At 50.1% G+C, this 22044-nt stretch carries 20 protein-coding genes; 8 read left to right on the forward strand and 12 right to left on the reverse strand.

Features of this window, described 5'->3' with window-relative positions; genetic code table 11:
* A complete protein-coding gene (locus tag RBT11_13345) occupies positions 1-1134 on the forward strand; it encodes a DegT/DnrJ/EryC1/StrS family aminotransferase (protein ID MDX9787762.1) in 1134 nt (377 codons plus the stop codon).
* A 68-nt stretch (positions 1135-1202) separates the two neighbouring features.
* On the opposite strand, the gene RBT11_13350 is transcribed toward RBT11_13345, so the two are convergent.
* Positions 1203-2255, reverse strand: coding sequence for a ribonuclease Z (locus tag RBT11_13350; GenBank protein MDX9787763.1), 1053 nt, complete (start codon positions 2253-2255; stop codon positions 1203-1205).
* Positions 2255-2677 carry a hypothetical protein gene (locus RBT11_13355; protein ID MDX9787764.1) on the reverse strand — a complete coding sequence of 141 codons (423 nt, stop codon included), beginning with the start codon at positions 2675-2677 and terminating at the stop codon, positions 2255-2257. Before RBT11_13355 ends, RBT11_13350 begins: the two co-directional genes overlap by 1 nt.
* A 188-nt stretch (positions 2678-2865) precedes the next feature.
* Between RBT11_13355 and aat the strand changes: the two genes are divergently transcribed.
* Entirely contained in the window at positions 2866-3549 is a 684-nt protein-coding gene (aat, locus tag RBT11_13360) for a leucyl/phenylalanyl-tRNA--protein transferase (GenBank protein MDX9787765.1), read from the forward strand.
* A gap of 25 nt (positions 3550-3574) precedes the next feature.
* On the opposite strand, the gene larB is transcribed toward aat, so the two are convergent.
* Positions 3575-4324, reverse strand: coding sequence for a nickel pincer cofactor biosynthesis protein LarB (gene larB / locus RBT11_13365; GenBank protein ID MDX9787766.1), 750 nt, complete (start codon positions 4322-4324; stop codon positions 3575-3577).
* A 55-nt stretch (positions 4325-4379) separates the two neighbouring features.
* On the opposite strand from larB, the gene kdsB reads away from it, so the two are divergent.
* Positions 4380-5129 (forward strand): 3-deoxy-manno-octulosonate cytidylyltransferase, encoded by a 750-nt coding sequence (gene kdsB, locus RBT11_13370; GenBank protein ID MDX9787767.1) that lies wholly within the window; start codon positions 4380-4382, stop codon positions 5127-5129.
* A gap of 25 nt (positions 5130-5154) precedes the next feature.
* Here kdsB and RBT11_13375 read toward each other — a convergent pair whose 3' ends face one another.
* A complete protein-coding gene (locus tag RBT11_13375; GenBank protein MDX9787768.1) occupies positions 5155-6090 on the reverse strand; it encodes a hypothetical protein in 936 nt (311 codons plus the stop codon).
* Positions 6091-6096: 6 nt separating this feature from the next.
* Positions 6097-7626 carry a glutamine-hydrolyzing GMP synthase gene (guaA, locus tag RBT11_13380; protein ID MDX9787769.1) on the reverse strand — a complete coding sequence of 510 codons (1530 nt, stop codon included), beginning with the start codon at positions 7624-7626 and terminating at the stop codon, positions 6097-6099.
* Positions 7627-7866: 240 nt separating this feature from the next.
* On the opposite strand from guaA, the gene RBT11_13385 reads away from it, so the two are divergent.
* Both RBT11_13385 and efp read left to right on the forward strand, forming a co-directional pair.
* Positions 7867-8661 (forward strand): hypothetical protein, encoded by a 795-nt coding sequence (locus RBT11_13385; protein ID MDX9787770.1) that lies wholly within the window; start codon positions 7867-7869, stop codon positions 8659-8661.
* A gap of 52 nt (positions 8662-8713) precedes the next feature.
* Positions 8714-9277 (forward strand): elongation factor P, encoded by a 564-nt coding sequence (efp, locus tag RBT11_13390; GenBank protein ID MDX9787771.1) that lies wholly within the window; start codon positions 8714-8716, stop codon positions 9275-9277.
* Between the two features lie 23 nt (positions 9278-9300).
* On the opposite strand, the gene RBT11_13395 is transcribed toward efp, so the two are convergent.
* The 4 genes from RBT11_13395 to RBT11_13410 form a co-directional block, all read right to left on the reverse strand.
* Entirely contained in the window at positions 9301-10977 is a 1677-nt protein-coding gene (locus tag RBT11_13395) for a UDP binding domain-containing protein (GenBank protein ID MDX9787772.1), read from the reverse strand.
* 136 nt (positions 10978-11113) lie between these two features.
* A complete protein-coding gene (locus RBT11_13400; protein ID MDX9787773.1) occupies positions 11114-12574 on the reverse strand; it encodes a DEAD/DEAH box helicase in 1461 nt (486 codons plus the stop codon).
* 466 nt (positions 12575-13040) lie between these two features.
* Positions 13041-13835, reverse strand: a complete 795-nt coding sequence (locus RBT11_13405; GenBank protein ID MDX9787774.1) for an inositol monophosphatase family protein — start codon at positions 13833-13835, stop codon at positions 13041-13043.
* A 12-nt stretch (positions 13836-13847) separates the two neighbouring features.
* The gene (locus RBT11_13410; protein ID MDX9787775.1) at positions 13848-14732 is read right to left on the reverse strand and encodes an exopolyphosphatase; all 885 of its coding nucleotides are present in this window, start codon (positions 14730-14732) and stop codon (positions 13848-13850) included.
* A 507-nt stretch (positions 14733-15239) separates the two neighbouring features.
* Between RBT11_13410 and RBT11_13415 the strand changes: the two genes are divergently transcribed.
* Positions 15240-17282, forward strand: a complete 2043-nt coding sequence (locus RBT11_13415) for a methyl-accepting chemotaxis protein (protein ID MDX9787776.1) — start codon at positions 15240-15242, stop codon at positions 17280-17282.
* Here the strand turns inward: RBT11_13415 and RBT11_13420 are convergent.
* The 3 genes from RBT11_13420 to RBT11_13430 all read right to left on the reverse strand — a co-directional run bounded on the left by RBT11_13420 (position 17279) and on the right by RBT11_13430 (position 20033).
* A complete protein-coding gene (locus RBT11_13420) occupies positions 17279-18271 on the reverse strand; it encodes an MBL fold metallo-hydrolase (GenBank protein MDX9787777.1) in 993 nt (330 codons plus the stop codon). The two genes, RBT11_13415 and RBT11_13420, sit on opposite strands and share 4 nt — an antisense overlap.
* A 90-nt stretch (positions 18272-18361) precedes the next feature.
* Positions 18362-19204 (reverse strand): flavodoxin family protein, encoded by an 843-nt coding sequence (locus RBT11_13425; GenBank protein MDX9787778.1) that lies wholly within the window; start codon positions 19202-19204, stop codon positions 18362-18364.
* 91 nt (positions 19205-19295) lie between these two features.
* Positions 19296-20033: a GntR family transcriptional regulator gene (locus RBT11_13430; protein MDX9787779.1), complete on the reverse strand. Its 738-nt coding sequence runs from the start codon at positions 20031-20033 to the stop codon at positions 19296-19298.
* 708 nt (positions 20034-20741) lie between these two features.
* On the opposite strand from RBT11_13430, the gene RBT11_13435 reads away from it, so the two are divergent.
* Positions 20742-21335: a hypothetical protein gene (locus RBT11_13435; GenBank protein MDX9787780.1), complete on the forward strand. Its 594-nt coding sequence runs from the start codon at positions 20742-20744 to the stop codon at positions 21333-21335.
* Positions 21336-21846: 511 nt separating this feature from the next.
* Positions 21847-22044 (forward strand): hypothetical protein (locus RBT11_13440; GenBank protein ID MDX9787781.1); only part of this gene is annotated, 198 nt, incomplete at its 3' end.

Here is a 22044-nt window from a genome sequence, read left to right on the forward strand (position 1 = left end):
ATGAAAGTACCCTTGCTTGACCTTAAAGGTCAATATCAAACGATTAAAGCGGAGGTGTTGGCCAAGATAGAAGAGATTTGCGAAAGCCAACATTTTATTTTGGGGCCGGAGGTAGATCATCTGGAAAAAGCCGTGGCCGCCTATTGCCACGCGAAATTTGCCGTCGGGGTGTCATCGGGCACCGATGCGTTATTGATCGCCCTGATGGATGCGGGCATCGGCCCCGGCGACAGGGTTCTTACCAGCCCCTATACGTTTTTTGCGACAGCCGGTGCGATTGCCCGTTTGGGAGCGCGCCCCGTGTTTGCCGATATTGATCCGGCTACTTATAATCTGTCTCCGGTGTGCGTGCGCCAGGTCCTGGAAACTATGTCATCTTCGGATCGGCAAACCGTCAAGGCGATTATTCCGGTCCATCTTTACGGACAATGCGCCGACATGGACGGCATCTTGTCGCTGGCGCAAGCGTACGGGCTGACCGTCATAGAAGATGCCGCGCAAGCCATCGGTGCTCAGTTCAAAGGCCGTTCGGCCGGATCCATTGGCGATTACGGCTGCTTTTCCTTTTTTCCTTCCAAGAACCTGGGGGCGTTCGGGGACGGCGGCCTGGTCACCACCAATGCCCCTGAATCGTATGAAAAATTAAAGATTCTGCGGGTCCATGGGGGAAATCCCAAATATTACCATCGCGTGATCGGCGGGAATTTCAGGCTCGATGCCTTGCAGGCCGCCGTCGTAGCAATCAAGCTGAAATATCTGGATGCCTGGACCCAAAAGCGACAGGAAAATGCGCAAACCTACCGTACGCTTTTTCAGGCGGCCGGGCTGGACGGCCTTGTCACGCTACCCGAGGCGCGCGAGTCTCGCCACATCTATAACCAATTTGTGATTCGGGTTCCCGGAAAAAGAGACGCCTTGCGGGATTTTCTGACGAATGCCAGCATCGGGGTTGAAATTTATTACCCGGTGCCCCTGCATCTTCAGGATTGCTTTGCTTATCTGGCATACCGGCGGGGCGCGTTTCCCGTGGCCGAAACGGCGGCGGACGAAACCCTTGCCCTGCCCATCTATCCGGAATTGACGTCATCGCAGCTGGAAATGGTGGTGGATGGCATAAAGGCCTTTTTTGGTTAGCGCCATCGGTATTAAATTGATGGCGGCGTGACGGGGGTTTTTAGATTCGTGCACGCGCACGCGCACGTTTACGTGCACGTACCACCCTGTCGGGAAGCAGCCGGGGAATCAATGATAACCGTCGGTCCGGCGGCTTGGGCCGCCTCCTGTTCCAATAGATGCGGCACTTCGGTGTAGCGGGGAGAAAAATGGAATAGGGTGCATCTTCGCACACCGGCTTCCCGGGCGATATGGCCTGCCTGGCGAGCCGTCAAGTGATGGGTGTTTTCCGCAAGATGCCGGTCGCTATCCAGAAAAGGCGCTTCAATGAACAGATGATCTACGCCGTGAACCAATTGGATCATTTTCTCCATATTGGATTGATGGCCTGCCGCGTCGGAAATATACCCGATGGATTGACCGGGCGTGATCAGCGCTACTTGGTCTGCCAGTGTGCCTATTTCAAAATTTCGGGTTTCCGACAAATTCTCTCCGCAAGGGATTTCAATAATGGAGTCGCGGGGAGCGCCTTCGTAAAGGGTTTCCTTCAATCGGCGAATCCATGGTCCCACCGGTAAATTCAGGCGGTTCAGCGCGGATTTGAGAATATTGATGTGAAATCGTTCTGAAAGACGAAAGCCCAGGGAATCGATTTTGTGATCCAGAACCACCGTAGAGACTGTGAGGGGGGGCTCAGACAGAAGAACGCCTGAAAAAACTTTTTTTTCGGGTGGCCCGTCCGGCCTGAATTGATCCGGGCAATGGAAGCGCCGCGTCAGAATGTGATCGGCATGTACTTCCGAGACGTGCAATGTGAATCGGTAGTGATATTGGTCCACCAGATTCCATGTATAACCGGCGAGCTTGCCTTCGATATTATGTATAAATCCCCTTGGCCCGAAGAGATGAAGATCTTTTTCCCGTCCGAGAAACAACCGCAGCAGATGGTCGAAACCGATAAAGTGATCCATGTGCGTATGGGAAACAAACGCATGGGTGACCTTTAAAATATCTTTGGGGCTTAACGCGTGAAGATCTCCGAGATCGAAAAGAAAGGCGCGTTTATAGAGGAAAAGAGAAACAAAAACACCGGGGTCTTCAAACGGACCGTTGACTAGCCGGGGGTGGTATGAAGGGCGCATCAGGTGGTGATAAATTTATTGACCTGTTTGTTGATGCAATAATAAATATCTTCATCCGAACCGAAAACGTCCACCACATCTTTATGCTTGACCACCTGTTCGATCACAAAGGCGGTAAGGTATAAAGCGACCACATTGGGGGCAGTGACTATATTTCGCACGGGCGCCACTTGATAATCGATTTCAAAATCATCCGCGTGGCTCAGTTTTCCAATGCTTTTGACGAGTTGCTCTTCCAGGGAGTTTTTGTTGGTGGTTTCCACCAATTTTTCCTCCACCAGTTTCATGGCGATGGCATTGGCAAGGGCATCAAGGCAGTCACGGGTGGCGTTTATTTGGCGACGGCGTTCATATTCCTTGGATGATTCGATTTTTGACAAAATAGATGATTCGCGGGTGCTGGGCCGGAATACTTTCGCCATGTCGTAATACCCTTTCTGTCTGTGCATGGTTCAAGCTGGTGATTGATACCAAGAACGAATAAAATATGCTTTGACAACCCGGAATCCTAATCTGGAAGACAATGAAAAGCAAGGGGAAAAAACATCATTGGCAGATTTAAAAAAAATTACGGTTTTTTTCCCCTTCTTTCCGCTGTATAGTTCGTTGCATGCCGGTATTTTTACTTTCAAACACAATTGCCTTTCCACCACCGCACCTGGCGGATAAAAGCGGCCTATTGGCCGTGGGGGGAGATTTAAGTCGCGAGCGGCTGATCAAAGCCTATCGGAGCGGTATTTTCCCCTGGTATTCAGGGGGAGAGCCTATACTATGGTGGTCCCCAGATCCGCGGCTGGTGCTGTTTCCCCATGCGTTGCACGTATCGAAAAGGCTTGAGCGCATACTTCGAAAAGGGGAATTTCAAATTTCCTTTGATCGGGCATTCCCTGAAGTTATTCGCGCATGCGCCGAGTCGAGAGCGCAGAAAAACGAAGGGACCTGGTTGGTACCGGAGATGATAGAGGCTTACGAAACCCTGCATGAATTCGGACAGGCGCATTCGGTGGAGGCTTGGCGGAATGGGCAACTGGTCGGCGGACTCTACGGCGTCTCACTGGGAAGGTGTTTTTTTGGTGAATCCATGTTTACTAAAGTCGCCAATGCTTCCAAGGCGGCATTTGTCACGTTGGTTCGGCAGTTAACCGCACTTAACTTTGACATGATCGATTGTCAGGTAACCACCGCGCACCTGGTGAATTTCGGTGCGACGGAAATTTCACGAAAAAAATTTCTTATCCTGCTTGATGCGTCCTTAAAAAAACCGACGATTCCGGGACGGTGGTCGGGTCTGTGACAAGCGTTTCCCCTGTTACCGGGTGTTATAGTTGATTAATGGCCGAAGCCATGTAGCCCGCACCGAAGCCGTTGTCGATATTGACGACCGCGACATTGGAACTGCAACTATTGAGCATGGCGAAAAGTGCGGTAAGGCCGCCGAAGCTGACGCCGTATCCGATGCTGGTCGGAACGGCAATGACCGGCGCCCGCACCATACCGGCGACCACACTGGGCAGTGCGCCCTCCATGCCGGCCACCACGATAATCACCGAAGCCTTTTCGATATTTTCTTTATAGCGAAACAACCGGTGAATACCAGCGACGCCGACGTCAAAAACGGCCTCCACCCGGTTGCCCATGGCTTCTGCGGTGAGAAGGGCTTCTTTTCCCACGGGGATGTCCGACGTGCCGGCGGAAATGACCATAATCGTGCCTTTTCCTCGAATCGGAATCTCGTCATTTTTAAAAACAATCATTCTGGCGTCTGCATGATACGCCGCCTTTTCAAATCGTTTCAGAATCTGCTCCGCTTTATCCGAATCCACCCGAGTGACCAGAATGATTTTTTCCTGAATACTCATTTTTTCCAGAATGCCGATAATCTGCTCTGCTGACTTGCCCTCGCCGTAAATGACTTCAGGAAAGCCCTTGCGCAACGAGCGATGATGGTCTATATGAGCATATTCAATGTCTTCCACGGCCAAATGGTGCAAGGCACGGGCCGCGTCGGTTACCTCTGTTTTCCCTGATGCGACCGCCCGTAACAGTTCATGTAATGTCGTGTGATCCATAATTTACTTTCCGAATAGGCTAAACCCAACAAACCCAATGATCCCAATGAACCCAATGACCCCCAACAAAATTGTCGTTATCATACCATCTCGATACGGTTCGTCAAGATTTGAAGGCAAACCCCTGGCGCTTATCGCCGGGCGTCCTATGATTCAGTGGGTGTATGAAAGAGCCGGGCGAGCGCGAAACATCACCGATATTGTGGTGGCGACGGACGATCAGCGAATTTATGATGCCGTCACCGGCTTTGGCGGCAGGGCCGTCATGACTTCCCCAATCAACCGGAGCGGCACGGACCGGGTTGCGGAAGCTGCCGGCATTCTGGGGCTGGCGCCGGAGGATTTGGTAATAAACATTCAGGGGGATCAACCGCTCATCGATCCCGAATGCCTGGATGATCTGGTGATGCCCTTTATCTCCGATGCGCCTGTCGATATGAGCACCCTGGCCTATAAGATTATCAATAAAAGGGAAATCACCGACCCCAAGGATGTCAAGGTGACTTTCAACGTCAAAGGGGACGCCCTTTATTTTTCAAGATCTCCCATTCCATTTGCAAGGGATGCGGGCACCCGGTTTGATACCTATAAACATCTTGGTGTTTATGCCTATACGCGGCGCTTTCTGGAGATATTTAGAAATCTTCCGGAAGGCACGCTGGAGCGCATCGAAAAATTGGAACAACTGCGTGCCCTGGAGCATGGATACTCTATTCGCGTCGTGGTGACCCCTTATGATTCCCCGGAAGTGGATTTGCCGGAGGATATTCAGCGGATTGAGGCGGGGCTGAGGGCAATGGGGTAGTATTCTTACCGAAAGCGCCTCATTGTTAACGGATATCCAGTTCAATCACTTCCCCCGGCTTGGGCAGGGTCGGTTCCTTTGTCGGCAGTGGGGAGGCTGTCTGATCTTGGGGGCTTACCGATTTCGGCGTGGCGGGCACCCTGTTTGCGGCTTGTTTTTTCTGAAGTTGTTCTAGTGCCGAGAGCCTTTCCTTTAGGGCCTGAACCTGCATGGAGAGTTTTTCGACGGCGGCCTGGCTTACGGCCCCATCGGCGCGGTTCTCTTCTTGTTTGAGGCGTTTATCCAACAGTGTCAGTTGCCGCGCCAAAGCGGCGTTATCCTCTTTTAACGGATCAATCTCATTTGAAATTTCGGTTGTTTTTGCCTGAAGCGATGAGACGGCGGCCAGTGTTTTTTCAAGCTCTGCATTGATGGCCGCCTGTCTTTCTTTCAGGGCGCTCTCCAAGGGCTTGATGGCACTATTGATCGACGATAGCTCCGCAGATAACGCCGCGAGCTTTTTCTCACTGGTTTCCTTGTCCGTTTTAGCCTTATTCAACGCATTGCGGGTATGTTGAATATCCGTTTGAAGAGAGGCCACCGCTTTTTGCAAGGTGGTGGTTATTTTCGAGATATCGGAGGCTTTTTCCGTAAATGCCGTGTTCAGGCGCGTGAGCTTATCTTCCAATTCCGAAAATTTCAAGGACAGGGAAGAAAATTTGGATTGAAGATCGAGCGAGAGGTTTTCCGCCTTTTGCGTGCCGGAGTTCTGAATGCTTAAAATACTTTCTCTGATATTCATATAGCCGACCGCCACGGCCAAAATAGCGACGACGAGCAAGGTCACGACCAAAAACGGAAATACTCGACCCGACCTGTCCGTTTTCGGTCTCGGCGGCCTGGCCGGTTTTTTTGTAAAAATGCTCTCCGGCTGCTCATCATCCAAGGACATATGATAGTCGGGGGGGGTGCGTTCAGTCATGGCTGTTTATTCCCATTCGATGGTGCTCGGTGGTTTCGAGCTGATGTCATAAACAACGCGGTTCACGCCTTTAACCTCATTAATAATCCGGTTTGAGATTTTGCCCAGCAATTCATGCGGCAACCTTGCCCAATCCGCGGTCATGGCGTCTTTGCTGGTTACCGCGCGGATAGCGATAATATCTTCATAAGTTCTCATATCCCCCATGACGCCGACACTTTTAATCGGTAGGAGTACCGCAAAGGACTGCCATACTTTATTATAGTAGCCATTGGACCTGATTTCTTCAAGAAGGATGGCATCCACTTCTCTTAAAACAGACAGGCGTTTCGGGGTGATTTCGCCGATAATTCGAATACCCAAGCCGGGACCTGGAAAGGGTTGACGCCAGACCAGTTCATCGGGCATTCCCAGCGCCTTTCCCAATTCGCGGACTTCATCTTTAAAGAGGTATTTAAGCGGCTCCACCAGTTTTAATTTCATTTTTTTGGGAAGTCCACCCACATTATGATGGGATTTGATGACGGCGCTCGGCCCGCCGAAAGCGGACCGGGACTCGATAACATCCGGATAAAGCGTGCCTTGAGCAAGAAACTCCGCCCCCTTTATTTTCTTGGCTTCCGCTTCAAAGACTTCCATGAAAACCCGGCCGATGATTTTGCGTTTCCGTTCGGGATTGGTGACGCCGGAGAGGGCCGTTAGAAAATTTCTGCTGGCATTGACGAAGCGAATGTTGAGGCTCAGATGTTGTTTTAAGGTGATTTTTAATTTGGTGGCCTCGTCTTTTCGTAGTAACCCGTTATCCACAAAGATACAGGTCAAATGTTTGCCGATCGCCTGATGGATCAACACGGCCGTCACAGATGAATCCACGCCGCCGCTGAGTCCGAGAATTACCTTTTTATCACCGACGGCTGATTGAATTTCAGCAATGGCGTCCCTGGCAAACGATTTCATGGTCCACAGGCGTTTGCAGCCGCAAACATCGAATAAAAAATTATGAAGCATTTTTTTGCCGTGAACCGTGTGCTCGACTTCCGGATGAAACTGAAACGCGAAGAGTTTCTTGCGCGGATGACCGGCTGCCGCAATCTCAGTGTTCTCAGTGGCGGCAAGGATTTTGAAGCCTTCGGGAAGATCGGCAATGGAATCGCCGTGACTCATCCAGCAGGTGGCGGCCTGGGGAATACCGCGAAACACACCCTCTTGCGATTTTAACTGCAGCTCGGCAAAACCGTATTCCCGCTTATTGGCGCGGATGACATTGCCGCCCAGGGCATCGATCATGAATTGCATGCCGTAGCAAATACCCAGAACGGGAATTCCCAAATCGAATAGGCCCTTATCCATCTTGGGACTGCCCGGGTCATAAATGCTTGACGGTCCCCCCGACAGAATAATGCCGTTCGGGGCCAGTTCCTTAATTTTGCTCAGCGAAATATCGGGCGGTTCAATCTGGCAATAGACGCGGTGCTCGCGGACACGACGGGCAATGAGCTGATTATATTGAGAGCCGAAATCAATGATGAGTATCATAATTATTCCTTTGCCTTTTGTGGGATGGGTTTTATATGAAAGAGGGTTTTATTTCAAGATGATAATGTGCAAAAAGAAGGCACAACGAATTCCGAGCAAAACGGTTTGATTTGGTCATTCGGATGTGTTAAGCCATTCGCAAATTTTATGACGATGCCGTTGCATTTGAGTTTTTCGTGCACGTTCACGTGCACGGAATCGGGAGTCGGTGGCCGGACTATTAATTTCGGTGGGACAACGATGTTGTTGAAAAGATGTCTGGTTCAGATCTATGAAGTGCAGCGGCCCGAGGAGGCTGAAGCGCTTGTCGAAATCGGGGTGGATCATATCGGCAGCGTATTGCTTTCCGGTGAGAACTGGAAACAACCGTCGATAAAGGCCGTGGTTGAAACAACCAGAAAGGCCGGCCGAAAATCCAGTCTGATTCCGCTGTTCACCTCATCGGATCAAGTGGCCAGGGCGCTTGATTTTTATCAGCCGAACATGGTTCACTTTTGCGAGGCACTGGTCAGCTATCAAGGCCAAGAGGCGCAATGGGCGAAGGCATTTGACTTGCAGCGAGTCGTCAAGGAACGATTCCCGGAAATCAAAATGATGCGATCCATTCCCATCGCACCGCCGGGATGCAACGGATCGATTCCCAGCCTGTCCCTGGCACGGCAATTTGAGGCGATCAGCGATTATTTCTTGACGGATACACTGCTCGTAAAGGAGGACAACAGCGCAGCGGGCATGCCGCAACCGGTCAGCGGATTTGTCGGCATCACCGGAAAGATATGTGATTGGGATGTGGCTGCACATTTGGTGGCCCAAAGCAAAATTCCAGTTATCCTTGCCGGTGGAATATCTCCCGACAATGCCCTCGATGGCCTTCGCCGGGTCAATCCGGCCGGTGTTGACAGTTGCACCTGTACCAACGCAGTAAATGCCGAAGGGGAACCGATCCGTTTCCAAAAGAATTTGGATCAAGTCAGAAAATTGGTGGCCAATGTGCGCCGGCATGAACGGACAAGAGACGCCACCCGTAACGATTAAATTCGATAGCACCCAACAAACCCAATATATCCATACCGGAGGAAGTAACAATATGTATGAAAGCGGCGATTTAAAGAAGGGGTTGAAAATTGAGATCGACGGTCAGCCCCATGTCATTGTGCAATTTGAATTTACAAAGCCGGGCAAGGGGCAAGCACTGTATAAGTGTAAGCTCAAAAATATGATTACCGGCTCCCAGTTCGAGCGGACTTACCGCTCGGATGAAAAGTTCAAGGAAGCCAACCTGGAAGAGCATGACATGGAATATTTATACTTTGACGGCGAAAATTACTGTTTTATGAATTCCTCGACGTATGAGCAGGAGTTCATGAAGGCAGACCAGGTGGGAGACGCCAAGTACTTTCTGAAGGACAACACGGCCTGCAAGGCCCTGTTTTTTGACCGGCGCCCGATTGGGTTGACGCTTCCGAATTTCGTGGAATTAACCATTGTGCAATCCGACCCCTGGGCCAAAGGCGACACCGCCGCAGGCAGCACCAAACCGGCGACACTGGAGACGGGGTACGTTATCCAGGTGCCGCCGTTCGTCGAGCAAGGGGAAATGATTCGAATCGACACCCGCACCGGCGAATATGTGGAGCGGGTGAAAAAATAAGCGCGCGAGACGGACAGCGACGGTTACCTGCTCCGTCTCACCCTTTCCTTTATTCGCTGAATATGCCCGCGGCCAAGGCCCTTGACTTCGCAACCCAGCTTAAAATAACGCTCTATTTTGGTGTCATCTAAAATACCGAAACAATCGATAACGGCGGCCGGGCCGCCGATCATGCCAACGACCGCCTCGGGTGTCAAATTCAGGTACTCCTTGTGGCGGACGGCAAGCAGGACGGCATCCACGTCTCGAATGACTGCGGCAAGATCGGATTGAACGCGAAGATCCTTTAGAATTTCCTGATTTCTGAAAAACCGTTTCCATGATTTGCCCGGCGCCGGGTAGGTATCTTGTTTTTCGATTTCCCACCAGTGTTTGACATAGGGATCATGCGCGACCACTTCGCCACCCATTTCGGTCAATTTTCTGACAATGATTTCAGAGCCGCTGTAACGGGTATCTCCCACGTCTTCCCGGTAGGAAGCGCCCAGCACGGCAATTTTGGATGTGGCGACTATTTTCCCCATGTTACGCAGGGCATCCCGGGTGATTTGTGCCGCTCTCAGCGACCGGGTGTCGTTGATGTTGATGGCGGAAGGCGTGATTTTAAACAGGTCGTCTTCAAATCCCATCAGGGTGTGATACGCCCATACTCCCAGCCCCCCGTCCTTGGGCAAACAATACCCGCCGATGCCCGGGCCCGGAAAGATCATGTTGGAATGCGTGGGCCGCACCTTGATGGCGTTGACGACCTTGATCATATCCACCCCGTTTTTCTCGGCAAACACGCTCCATTCATCCAGAAATGCCAGAAGGGTGGCACGGTATGAATTTTCTACGATTTTACAGGTTTCGCTTTCCATCGGCCGATCGAGCACGGTGAGGGGAAACTGGTCGGTGTTTAATACATTGGATAAAAATGCGACCACCTTGTCCCGGGCCATGTCATTGATGCCGCTGCACACCCGCCAAAAATCCCGAATGGATGCCACATAGTTGCGGCCCGGCATCACGCGTTCAAAGGAGTGAGCCAGAAGCGGTGCGGCATCTTTAAGCCCTCTGGCTTCAAAGGCCTTTTTCATGATGGGTTGTGCGATGTATTCCGTGGTGCCCGGCGGCACCGTGGTTTCAATCAATACGAGACAGGCCGGATCGATTTTCTCGCCGATCACCTTGAGGCTGCTTTCCAGCGCCGCGATATCCGCGCTTCCGGTTTTAACATCCCCCAGATCTTTTTTTTCGTAATCACACTGGACATCCACGACCACCACATCCGCGAGACTGAGCGCATCGTAGGTAAAGGTAGCGGTCAGTGTTCTTTTGTCCTGAACGCATCGTTTTATCAGGGGCGCCACCTCGGGATCTTCCGCTTCAACGGGGCTAAGCCCTCGGTTCAGATAAGGGATTTTCCAATAGGAGCGGGGAGAGGGCCGTTGCATGCCGATAACGAAATATCGTGGCGAGCCCGATTGTTTATCGGTGGCGTCCGCCACGACGCCGGCCATGACGGCGCCCACAAATCCGACCCCCATCACGACCACGATTTCTCGGCCCAGATCGCGCTGGGTTTTAACGAGGGTCTTTAAGCGCGTCAGCTCCTTCTCGTATTCTTGCGGGGCGGGAAGCGGGAAGGCTTCTCCAGCAGGACATACCGATGCCTCAGATTCAATTACGCCTGTGATTTGATTTTCAAATTGTTTCATTACATGCTCCCCGATGCTTGTCATGATGAATGCCGTTTAAGAGAGAACGGATGGTAAAAAGTGTCATATTAAAAGATGTCATTTTTTCAGGCGCCACCGGTAACTGGATGGGGGTATTTGGGTTTTTTGCACCGTCCTATAAACTCGATTCTTTTTTATCCGGCCGTTTTTCGCTCGGCGGTTTGTTTCGGTGCTGGGGAGGGCGTCGGCGCCGGGGTTTTGGGGGCTGTTTTTTTGTTTTTTTGAGCGGGGCGATAGATAACGTCAACCACGCCTCGTCCGGATGAATGCAAGGTAGCTTGTAGCCGAGCAAGGTTTCAATGTCCGGAAGATAAAAGGAATCTTCCTCGCAGGCGAAGCTGATGGAGGTGCCCAGAGCCCCGGCCCGTCCGGTCCGCCCGATTCGGTGAACGTAATCCTCGGGATCATTCGGCAGGGTGTAATTAATTACATGACTGACCCCTTCGATATGAAGGCCGCGGCCGGCAACATCCGTCGCCACCAGCACCCGGATGCGGCCGGCGCGAATGTCCTCAAGGGCATGAATTCGTTTTTGTTGCGTAATTTCACCTGAAATCATGGCGCAATTCACCCCATAATCCCGCAGGAACTCCGTCAGGCGGCGGGTCTCGTCCCGGCGGTTGCAAAAAACGATGACCCGTTCGAGATTCTGTCGCGCGATAATATTATAGAGCAGCGCTTTTTTTTCGTCGGTGGTGACGAGGTAAACGATCTGGTTGATGGTCTCCACCGCGACTTTTTCCGGATCTATTTCCACTTTCACCGGGTCTTTTGTCCACTGCATTGTCAGGCGGCTGACTTCGTCCGTCAAGGTGGCGCTAAACAGAAGGGTTTGGCGGCTGCTCTTGGGCGGGGTCATGTGGACGATTTTTCGTACATCCGGAATAAACCCCATATCCAGCATTCGATCCGCCTCATCAATCACCATGATTTCGACATGGCTTAAATCAACTGCTTTTCGGTGCTGAAAATCGAGTAAGCGACCCGGAGTGGCTACCATGACATCCAGCTTTTCCCCCTTTAGGTCACGGTGCTGCTTTTCGTAATCGATTCCCCCAAACACCCCGAGCGTGTGAAAATCGCAATATTTTGATAGGGTTTGCGCTTCTTTGACAATTTGCATCACCAACTCCCGAGTCGGGGCGAGAATGAGCGCTCTTGGGGTGCCCGGCCTTCTTTTCTCTTTATCGGGCAAGGGAGTTCGCAGAAAGGTTGTAAAAATTGAAATGAGAAAGGCCGCGGTTTTGCCGGTACCGGTCTGAGCGCGGCCTGAAGCATCCTTGCCGGACAACGTACTGGGCAGAATCTCGGCCTGAATCGGTGTGCAATATTTAAATCCCAAATCATACACCGCTTGCAAGATTTCCGGGGGCAGATCAAGATCGTGAAATCGTAATTTTCCGTCGGCAAGGGGCACCTGAAAGTCATCGACAGACCAGGGAGCGGCATCGAGGACGCTTCCGGACTTAATGCTGTTTGGAGCGCCAGTATCTTTATTCTTTCGCCGGCGCCGTCTTCCGCTCCTTTTTCGGCTGGAAGTGGTTGCCACAGCGGGTTCGGAGGGGATGACGTCCAAGGGGCCGAGTTGCGCATGGCCGCCGGAGAGGTGAGGTGGCGGCGGGGGTGCACCTCCTGTTTTAACTACATTTAACCGCCTTATCTTATTGTGGATACGTTTAATAAAATCGAATACCAATTTGCACCAACCGTTCAGCAAACAATTACTTAAATTTTCGGGAATACCGATTCATGTCGAGACGATACGCGATCGCTTGTCAAACCCCAATGGTTGTTAGGCCGTTTGCCGGAAGCTTGCGCAAACCAAGGGGTGTCTTTCAGCGATGAATTTGCTAAAAACGATCATGTTTGAGCTGTGAACTACCGGCTTGCGGCAAACCCGGAATAGAACCTCTATCAGAAGCATACACGCAAAATAACCGTGCATGTGTGTATTTGAGTGATAATGGTTTTTATCCTTGAAGCCTTATAGCCTTCCAGCTTCAAGCTTTTAGCTTTCACCGGATTAGGCCTATACCTTTTTTTCAGCCTGATATCAAATATTCTTTGATCTGAGTAGCGGTATCTGGTGAGCACGCTAGAATCCCGCCGTCAATACTGTGCCCATCGAGATAATCATTGAGAAAGAAGCCACTGCCGTCCAAATTAAAGATTTTTCCTCCTGCCGCTTCAAGGATGACGCGCAATCCGGCTAGGTCCCTGAAAGATTCGTTGGCGGCCACAACGGCCTCACCGCGGCCCATCGCGACATAGCAAAAATGGGCGCCGGTACACCCCAGGTCCCTGATTTTGCCTGGAAATGAACAGCGAAATTGCTGATGAAATCGGGAAAAAACAAACAGCAGGCTTTCGTCGTTTAATGTGTCGTGACCCCTTACCTGAATAGGCCGGTTGCCGTGAAAGGCTTTCGCCCCCGCGCAGGCGTGGAACAAATCTCCTGTAACGGGCATGTAAAAGACGCCGAGAATCGGCCAGAAATTTTCCAAAAGAGCGACTGACACACCCCATATCGGAATACCGGATTGAAAATTGGCGCTGCCGTTGATGGGGTCAAAAATCCAGAGATAGCGTTTTTCCCCGTGTGTATAGCCGTGATCCGCATGCGTGCTCTGAAAGAGCTGATGTTCGGGGAAAGTGCTTTGAAGCTGGTTTTCGAAAAACCGGGTCAGTTGAATTTCCGCCTTTGTTAATAAGTCGGAGTCGAATTTTAGGGTCGGCGCCCCTTTTCCGTAGAATGACAGGGCCTGCTCACCGGCTTGCTGAACCACCGTTTTTGCAAAACGGATCAATTCGTCCACAGGAGAAATGACTTTGCTCACAATAGGGCCTCCTTACTCGTTTTTCATCAGAATGTCGATTATCTCCGGAATGTACGTATCCGAATGGCGTTTGTGAAACGAAGCCGCTCCGGCGCCGGCATGCCCGCCCCCGCCGAATTGGGAGAGCATTTGCCCGACATTGACCCGGCAGCCGGGGTTAAATATGCTCCTTCCAACGCTGACGATGACTTTTTCCGAATCTTCAATGGCATACCGTATTTTAACGGCGACCATTGATTCGGGGAAAAGGGAATAGACCAAAAAACGGTTGCCGTCCGGGGATTTTTCGAAAGAACGAAAATCGGAAACCGCCACCTGGCCATGCAAGTGTGTGTGCTTACGTAACAGGTCTTTAAATCGCAGGTTTTGAGCGATTGTTTGCTCACATCTCGTTTTGACCTCGCTATCCGCCATGATCCGATCAATCTTCTTGCCCCGCAAAAGCTGAACCAGTTTGTTCCAATAGGGCTCATCCGCTTTGATACGGCTGGATATTGTCATGGATAGCAGCAAATAGGGGTCGTTTTCCGGGTGACGGACCTGCTCACGGGTCAGATTCGCCGAATCGATATCGTCGGCATGCCGTATCAATTCCGTAAAGTCCGTCGTTAGTCTTTCCTTATAAAATTCATATACGATTCCTGCCGCTGACGGTGCCATTTTGAACAGCCCGTTAACTGGGCGATTCGGTTCATTGGTGATATGGTGATCAAACCAGAGGGCGCAACCTTCAACATAGGGCAAGTTCGCGATAATGTCCTCGGAATGCAATTGAATGCGGCCATGTTGCATATCGCTTGGTTCCACCCAGTAGATCGGGTGTGTGATGTTTTCAGCCTCATAAAGCAGTGCGGCGCAGACAACACCGTCAAAATCCGCTCTGGTGACAATTCGCATGCACATTCTCCTTGGCAGACGATGGCAACCCTTTGGTTGCGCTATGGTTCATATAAGGGCTTTCCGCATGAACATGACGGTCATCCGTGATCGCCTTCTTCCATTAAGCCGAACCATAACATATTGTTCTATATTTGTCTTATGCTTTTCGAAGTTTAAATGGTATCGGCCGATATTGTCACGCTTTGACAAACGGGGTTTTTTCTCCTTGTTCCGAGGGGGAACCCTCCTAATCCGGCAAAGCCGGATGCTGGGATGCTGGGATGCATAAAAGTTATTTTCACCTTCGGCGAACATACACGCAAAGGCGTGCATTCTTCTGGTAAAGGGCGTTGACGCTCTCGTCCGAGTTACGAAAGGAAATCTCAAATTCGGCTTGACTCCGGGCGTATCTTATGGCTTGCGGCCACTGAATCCATATGGTAAACAAACTGCCTGAGATTATGTTGTAAATTCCACGGAACAATCCCTTCACAATCCATTATTTCAGTATTCAAGGGAGAAGACATGAAGCTGCACATTAAGACACGATTGATCATTAACGGTGTTCTGTCGGTTATCATTTCTATTTTGCTGGCAATGGGGGTTGTATATTTCTTAGTGGCGGGACAGAGCCGGCAAGCGGCGGAGAATCGAATCGCGCGTGCCGGAGAGGTGCTTTCTGCCGAGCTGGCGAACAAGAAGAAAGCGTTACAACGTGCTGCCGAGAGTTTGAGCAAAGGGGCGGTTTTGAACAACAACCTGGCGCTCATTGCGGATTTGATGGATCTCAAGGAAGATATTTCAAACAGCGCCAGGGAAATGTCCCTAAACTATGCGGACGATGCGTTTGTTCTCGGCATTCCGCAGGCGGTGGTGTATGATATCAACGGGAAATGGGTCTGTGCTGCAATTATTATGGAGAATGCCGTGCAGATTTTCACTTCAGAGCCGCCCGGCAGCAGCAATTATTTCAAAGTGACCACACCGACCGGAAAGCGTGCGGCTTTAGGCGATTTCAAGGCGGAAAGCGAACCGCTCCCTTTTCCAGCTGTACTGACCCTGCCGATGCCGCAAACCTCGGCCGTGAGCTATCGTGTTTCCGGAACCGCTTTGTGGTTGGATGCCAGCATACCGGCGATCAATGTTTCCGAGGAAAACAAACAGCGGGGTCAGATTGTCGTCTCTCTTCCCATTGATCATCATTTTGTCAGCCAGGTATCGCTGTTTTCCGGCACGCAAATAAACCTTTTTCTTGAGGGCGGTGTACTTTCCACCGGCATGATTAAAGACTATCAGCAACTTGATGCGGAGGGTCTTTCCTTTCAGCCAACCGTCGGCAGGGATGGTTTTGATATTTCCACCTCTGGCCTGCTTCGAAGCCGATCGCTGGGGAGTGAGCATTTTTTCGAAGGGATTTACCCATTAATTGAAGAGGGAGAAGCCATCGGGGCGGCCGGTATTTTGCTGTCCAAGGCGGAAACGCAACAGAATGTCCGGCAGATGCTGACATGGTTGCTGGTCATTACGATTGCCTGCCTGCTTTTTGTCGCGCCGCTGACCTGGTATTTCGCTCATTCGATCACGAAGCCGATTAATTTCGCCATTGAAGGGCTTTTTAACGGTGCGGAAAATATCGCCGCAGCCTCGAAGCAGGTGGCAACTGCAAGCCAATCACTTGCCGAATCCTCTTCCCAGCAGGCAGCCGCCATTGAAGAGACCTCCTCCTCGCTTGAGCAAATGTCCAATATGACCAAGCAAAACGCGGATCATGCCAATGAAGCAAAGGCGATGATGGGAGAAGCCAATCGAATTGTGGACAAAGTCACCGAGAACATGACGAGAATGACGCGCGCGATTGAGGAGATATCGCAAAGCAGTGAGGAGACGAGCAAAATAATCAAAACCATTGATGAAATCGCATTTCAGACCAACCTGCTGGCCCTGAACGCGGCGGTTGAAGCGGCAAGGGCGGGAGAAGCGGGTGCCGGATTTGCCGTGGTCGCCGACGAGGTGAGAAATCTAGCCATGCGCGCGGCCGCCGCCGCTAAAAATACATCCGAGCTGATACAAAACACCATGAAAGTGGTTGGTAACGGCAACAAGCTGACCCATCTGACTCAGGAAGCATTTAAGGAAAATGTTGAGATTGCCGCCAAGATCAGCCATCTGATCGATGAAATCTCGGAGGCATCCCAGGAGCAGGCGCAGGGCATTCATCAAGTGAATCTCGCCATTACCGAGATGGATAAGGCCAGCCAAAAAAATGCGGCCAATTCCGAGGAATCCGCCGCATCGTCTGGACAGATGAGCGCGCAGGCCTTGCAGATTAAGGGCTTCGTTAATGATTTGATTCTAGTGGTTGAAGGCGGCAGCAGCGTCAACACCGAAAAAGCCGACAACCAAAAGAGCGCTGGCAGGCTCGCGCAAAAAGCCCATAACCTGCCCCCTGTTCGCAAATCGAAACTTCAAAAAGACGCAAAACCCGGAAAGAGGATTGCTACAAAATCAAAAGAGGTGCGCCCCGAACAGGTAATCCCTTTTGATGATGATGATTTTTCGGATTTCTAACAATGCAACGGATCATGCCGATACGAGTAAGTCCGCATGTCCCCATTGGAATCGCAGCTTATGACATGGCTGTTTTCAAGATAGCGCAAATGGGTGTTGGCCTCTCCGGTTGCAAAAAATTTTAAAAACCAGGGATAATCTTCCCACGAATCCGCAGTGATGTCCCATTTCATTTCAGAGGCGATCTCAAACGCACTTAATGAAGAGGCCTTTTGTTGCAGGATGCCGGTAATTTCGGTTAATCGAAGCATGTGGTGATGCTTTAAGCCATCGATTCGTTGCCGTATATCGGTAAAGATCAACCGATGCCCCGGTAACACCCGGTCAATTTCCAGCGGGTATATTTTATCAAGACTCTCGAGATAATCTTTTAATGGATCCATGTCATCATACCAGCAGGTAATATTGGGCGAGATGTCGTTGAGTACATGATCACCGGAAATCAGGAATTTTTTTTCGGATTCGTATAAGCAGATATGACCTGCGGAATGCCCGGGTGTATGAATGCAGACAAATCGGTAGTCGCCAATTTCCAATAGGTCGTTATCGTGTAAAAAATGAAGGTGCGACATCCATTTGTTTCCGTAATCGATGCCGGGACGTTGCGCGAACAGATGACGGAGTTGATCCTCCGGATAGCCGTTTTTGACGGCGGCTTGAATCAGCGGTTCAAGGCTTTGCAGCCTTTCGATGCTTTTCATGTCCGGTCGATTAAAATAGACCTTACACCCTTGGGTGAGCAGCTCCCCAATCAAGCCGAAATGATCTTCATGAAAATGAGTGATGAAAAAATCAACCGTTGAGAGGGGAATCGATAGCGCCTTTAACCCGTTCAACATGGCGGTTCTGCACACCGGATGCTTCATGCCGGTGTCCACCACAAGGCTTCGGTTATCGCCTTTGATAATATAGGAATTTAAATACTTCAACGGGCTTTCGGGCAGGGGTATTTTTATTCTGAAAAGATTCGGATATAATTCTTCCGGCATAATGGGTTCCTGTTATGATGTTAACCATGATGATGGCTCGCTGTCGATGCGTTAACAGCTGAAAGTTTTCGGCAAAATCGGCTTTGGAAATCATTTTAAAGGCTTGATCCAGGTGCCGTCTTGCCGGTAATTGACGCTTACGGCTTTGAGCGCCGCCTTCTGATCAAGAAATCTGTTCTTTGCGCCCACCAGCCAGTTTTTATGATCGATGATGTCCGATTTCGTGAGAAAAAGTTCATGATCACTCCGGTTGATGGCAAGAACCGGCTCACCGGTGCTTGTGTCCATGGTGCCCTCGTTGCTGCAAAGCATGCAGCGAACGGACATGTTGCCCAGCAACCGAAAGGTGTCTCCGCCGCAAAGCGGGCATCTGGGGCCTTCGGGCTTGCGGGCTGGGCTGAACAACGCGCCGGCGAGATCTGCGGCAGTTGCTTTGTTCGTGTCGTTAAAAAAAACATCACCGGGAGAAGCGGCATAAGCAACCCGGGTCAATTTGATGTCACTCATTGCCATTTTCAGGAAGTTTTCAACCCCCAGAAGCCCGTGACCCTCCTTGCCGGGGATGGCCGCTATACAAATACCGACGGAGGGGGTTCCCCAAAGTTGATCCACTTTCGGATAAAACGCGAAGCCTCTGTCGATAAAGCGTTTAAGACTGCTATTGGCACCCAGATAATAGGTGGGGGCGGCTAAAATAATTGCATCCGCCTCGCACATCGCCGCCAATATAATACCAAATTCATCCTGAAGGACACATTCCCCTTCATCGAACAGACATTTGTAGCACGCTTTGCAAGACAGAACATTGAAGTCCGATAACCGCAACAGCTGAAGTTCGTGCGGTTCCGAAATATTTCGGCTGATTTCTTTGATCATGACTTCACAATTGCCGAGCTTGCGCGGCGAGCCGATAACCCCCAAGACTTTCTTCATACGCCAGCCACTTTCCGGTTAAAATCAAAAAATGGACCATACCCCATCAAGCACCCCTTTTCAATAGAATGACCTTGAGCCAAAGGCGTTTTTATTCGAAATCAAGTTCATGAACATGAATGTTGGCGGTGGAAATCGTTTCCCAACAATGGCGGTTGTTTTTTCGGTCGCGGACAAAATATCGATTACGAAAAACCGGTGTGCCGTCGGGAATGCCCAGTAACAGGGCGATATCGTCCACGCACAAATGGGGCATAATGGACACGGTGGTTTTCAATTGGGTGGTGTCAATCCATTTGGATAGCGCGAGGATTACTTCAAGTGGCGCGGTGGTTTTATCCGTTTTCAGCGTGTGTAACATCGGCTCACCGACATAATGAGCGGCGCAGAGCCTATATTCCGGGTTGTCTTTGAATTTAAGTGTGTGCATTATTTTCAAGACCATGGGTTCGGATGATTTCTGATCAAGCTCGTATAATTTGATAAAACGACGCGGCGCGGGGATCCAATCGGTCGAGATAATGGCAAAATCCGAATGAAGAACGGTTTCGGTAATTTTTTTCTGAACAACGAGATTTCCAATCTTAACGGGGTCGAGGTTGGCGTTTTCCGGAATGATGGTCCCCCGTCCTTGTTTTCTGATCACCAGCCCCTCTGTTTCTAAAAGATAGATCGCCCTGCGCATGGTTTCCGTCGCAACCCCATATTTTTTCGATAACTCTTCGATAATACCGATTTTCCCGCCCCGCTCGAACTCCCCGTCCAAAATGTCTTGCCGTATCTTATGATAAATTCTGAAATATAGCGGCAGATTCTCGTTAGCATACATGTCAACCCCTCCAGGTGTTAATTATTTTTAGTTTCTGCTTGACAGATCGGGAAAAAGGTGTCAAACAAAAACTCAAACATCTACCCATCTATGTGACTGTATCTTATCTTTCATTAATTATAGCGGCGCAACAGGGACTTGTTGTTCGGTGTTAACGAAAAACATTCAAGGAGCCGGTCAAGATCATTCCTCAGCCGTCCGAGTTCGCGGGGACTGACACACTTCAAAATTTCAGCGAGTAACGCTCGAATTCAAATAACCGCCTTCGCCGCCAAGCTTCCGGTCGAAGGCCAACGAGGCGTTTTGAATTGCAAGTATTCATGACAAAGTTTGTCGTATTCATGGCAGCAAAAGAAACAGTTGTTTGACTTTGTCACATAGCGGAATATCAAATGAAAAAGGCAGCGTTCCTGCGTATAGCGTAGTATTTTTCATCTGTGTCTTGGTGTTTCCTCGCTGCGCGCACACAACTATTGCCTGATTGCGAGGTTGGCGTTGTCTGAGGGAGAGTTGGGACAAATGATGTGGGGAAGAATAAAAAAATATCAAGAGGCTGATGCAGAACAAAGGCTGATGCAGAACTTATTTGAGCCGTGCGCCCCTGCTCATCCGTTGCAATGCGATAATAACCATAAAGAAAGGAGGTGTTAACATACTGGTAGAAGTAATGTTTCTGATGAGAATCTTAACTTAAAAAGGAGAAACAAAATGAACCTGTCGGAAGATTATGTGGCAAGGGTAAGCAAGCAATTTGAAAATCATGACATGACGGTGCAGGCGATGTTTGGCCTTGCCGCGGGGATTCTTACGGATATCTGCTATGGGCGAGCCGCAGATAAAGTTTTGGGGCGTGCAAAGGCATTTGAAGTCGCCAACGTTGCCTGGGTTATGATTGGAGAGTACACTACCAAATTGATGAGCGAGCGGTTGGGTATTTTGAAAGTTGAAAATTTCGACAACTTAAAAAAAATAATTACTGCTGCATATACTGCCTGGATGTTACCTTTAAATATTCTTGAAGATACTCAGGATATCTTCCTGTACGAGTGTCTGTCATGCCCGTTTCCTGCATACGGAATTGGGAAATTTGATGTTAAAACAGATGATCGCACCTGTAGGGTTTGGCAAGCGATGACACCTGCATGGCTTGTTGGGATAATAAAGGAAGCAGGGTTTGCTGACAGTTATGAGCCGGAAATCTATTCTGCAATATGTCGCGGTGATAGCTGTTGCAAGGTGGCTGTCAAGAAGAAAGTTGAAAGGAAACCGGATTGGCAGTCCATGGCCTCCGGCCTGGAATAGCCAAAACGACTTTCTTTCCAATTTCACAATATGAATTAGGATAGTTTTGTCTGTGCCTTCTATGGCCGGGGTATTGATCTTTGAAACTCGCGTTCTTGAGCTTCTGCCAGTCTGCAGCAGTAAGCGTCGCACTGATCTTATAGTTATAATAACGCGTTGAGCGCTTTGGCCATAGAAGGTTCATTATTTTTAAACATTTGTGTGGTGGACGCCAATGATTGTGCTGAGTAAATCCGTCCTGCTTTGCGAAGATTGACGGCCTGGTTTAGAAGGTCCAATTGCTTTAGATCGGAGAAGAGCGCAAATTTTTTCCCAGTCCGATCCGATCAGCATAAGATTTATCAGCCTGAAACATGCCACGGTTCAAATGCAACAGTATGACTAAAAAACCATGTTTATCAGTAGAAATAGTTATTTCTGAAAACAGCGCTGAAATCGTCGAGCAGGGCCAATAGATTTTTTAAATGGTTTCAGCCTGTGCGACAACCAACTAAAGGAGAAGGAGCTCAGTATGAAAGAGAACAGCAGGAACAAGCAGGATGAGGGAGGAGCCGGAAGGCAAAGCTTTTTTACGGGGTTTTTGGTACTGCTGCTGGTATTGATTTGGGGGGTCGGCAGTGCCGTTGCGTTCAACATTCCAACGGGGAATGACGATCTTTTCATCCGCTGGGACAACACGATCCGGTACACCCTGCAGCAACGGTTGCAC

Source organism: Desulfobacterales bacterium (assembly GCA_034003325.1).
GTDB lineage: Bacteria > Desulfobacterota > Desulfobacteria > Desulfobacterales > JAFDDL01 > JAVEYW01.

Bases quoted from the DNA above. Each gene is read 5' to 3' on its own strand.
- guaA (MDX9787769.1), bottom strand. From the start codon at position 7,626: ATGATACTCATCATTGATTTCGGCTCTCAATATAATCAGCTCATTGCC.
- RBT11_13425 (MDX9787778.1), bottom strand. From the start codon at position 19,204: ATGAAGAAAGTCTTGGGGGTTATCGGCTCGCCGCGCAAGCTCGGCAAT.
- RBT11_13420 (MDX9787777.1), bottom strand. From the start codon at position 18,271: ATGCCGGAAGAATTATATCCGAATCTTTTCAGAATAAAAATACCCCTG.
- RBT11_13415 (MDX9787776.1), top strand. From the start codon at position 15,240: ATGAAGCTGCACATTAAGACACGATTGATCATTAACGGTGTTCTGTCG.
- RBT11_13430 (MDX9787779.1), bottom strand. From the start codon at position 20,033: ATGTATGCTAACGAGAATCTGCCGCTATATTTCAGAATTTATCATAAG.
- RBT11_13355 (MDX9787764.1), bottom strand. From the start codon at position 2,677: ATGGCGAAAGTATTCCGGCCCAGCACCCGCGAATCATCTATTTTGTCA.
- efp (MDX9787771.1), top strand. From the start codon at position 8,714: ATGTATGAAAGCGGCGATTTAAAGAAGGGGTTGAAAATTGAGATCGAC.
- RBT11_13435 (MDX9787780.1), top strand. From the start codon at position 20,742: ATGAACCTGTCGGAAGATTATGTGGCAAGGGTAAGCAAGCAATTTGAA.
- RBT11_13385 (MDX9787770.1), top strand. From the start codon at position 7,867: ATGTTGTTGAAAAGATGTCTGGTTCAGATCTATGAAGTGCAGCGGCCC.
- RBT11_13350 (MDX9787763.1), bottom strand. From the start codon at position 2,255: ATGCGCCCTTCATACCACCCCCGGCTAGTCAACGGTCCGTTTGAAGAC.
- RBT11_13410 (MDX9787775.1), bottom strand. From the start codon at position 14,732: ATGCGAATTGTCACCAGAGCGGATTTTGACGGTGTTGTCTGCGCCGCA.
- larB (MDX9787766.1), bottom strand. From the start codon at position 4,324: ATGGATCACACGACATTACATGAACTGTTACGGGCGGTCGCATCAGGG.
- RBT11_13345 (MDX9787762.1), top strand. From the start codon at position 1: ATGAAAGTACCCTTGCTTGACCTTAAAGGTCAATATCAAACGATTAAA.
- RBT11_13375 (MDX9787768.1), bottom strand. From the start codon at position 6,090: ATGACTGAACGCACCCCCCCCGACTATCATATGTCCTTGGATGATGAG.
- kdsB (MDX9787767.1), top strand. From the start codon at position 4,380: ATGACCCCCAACAAAATTGTCGTTATCATACCATCTCGATACGGTTCG.
- RBT11_13395 (MDX9787772.1), bottom strand. From the start codon at position 10,977: ATGAAACAATTTGAAAATCAAATCACAGGCGTAATTGAATCTGAGGCA.
- aat (MDX9787765.1), top strand. From the start codon at position 2,866: ATGCCGGTATTTTTACTTTCAAACACAATTGCCTTTCCACCACCGCAC.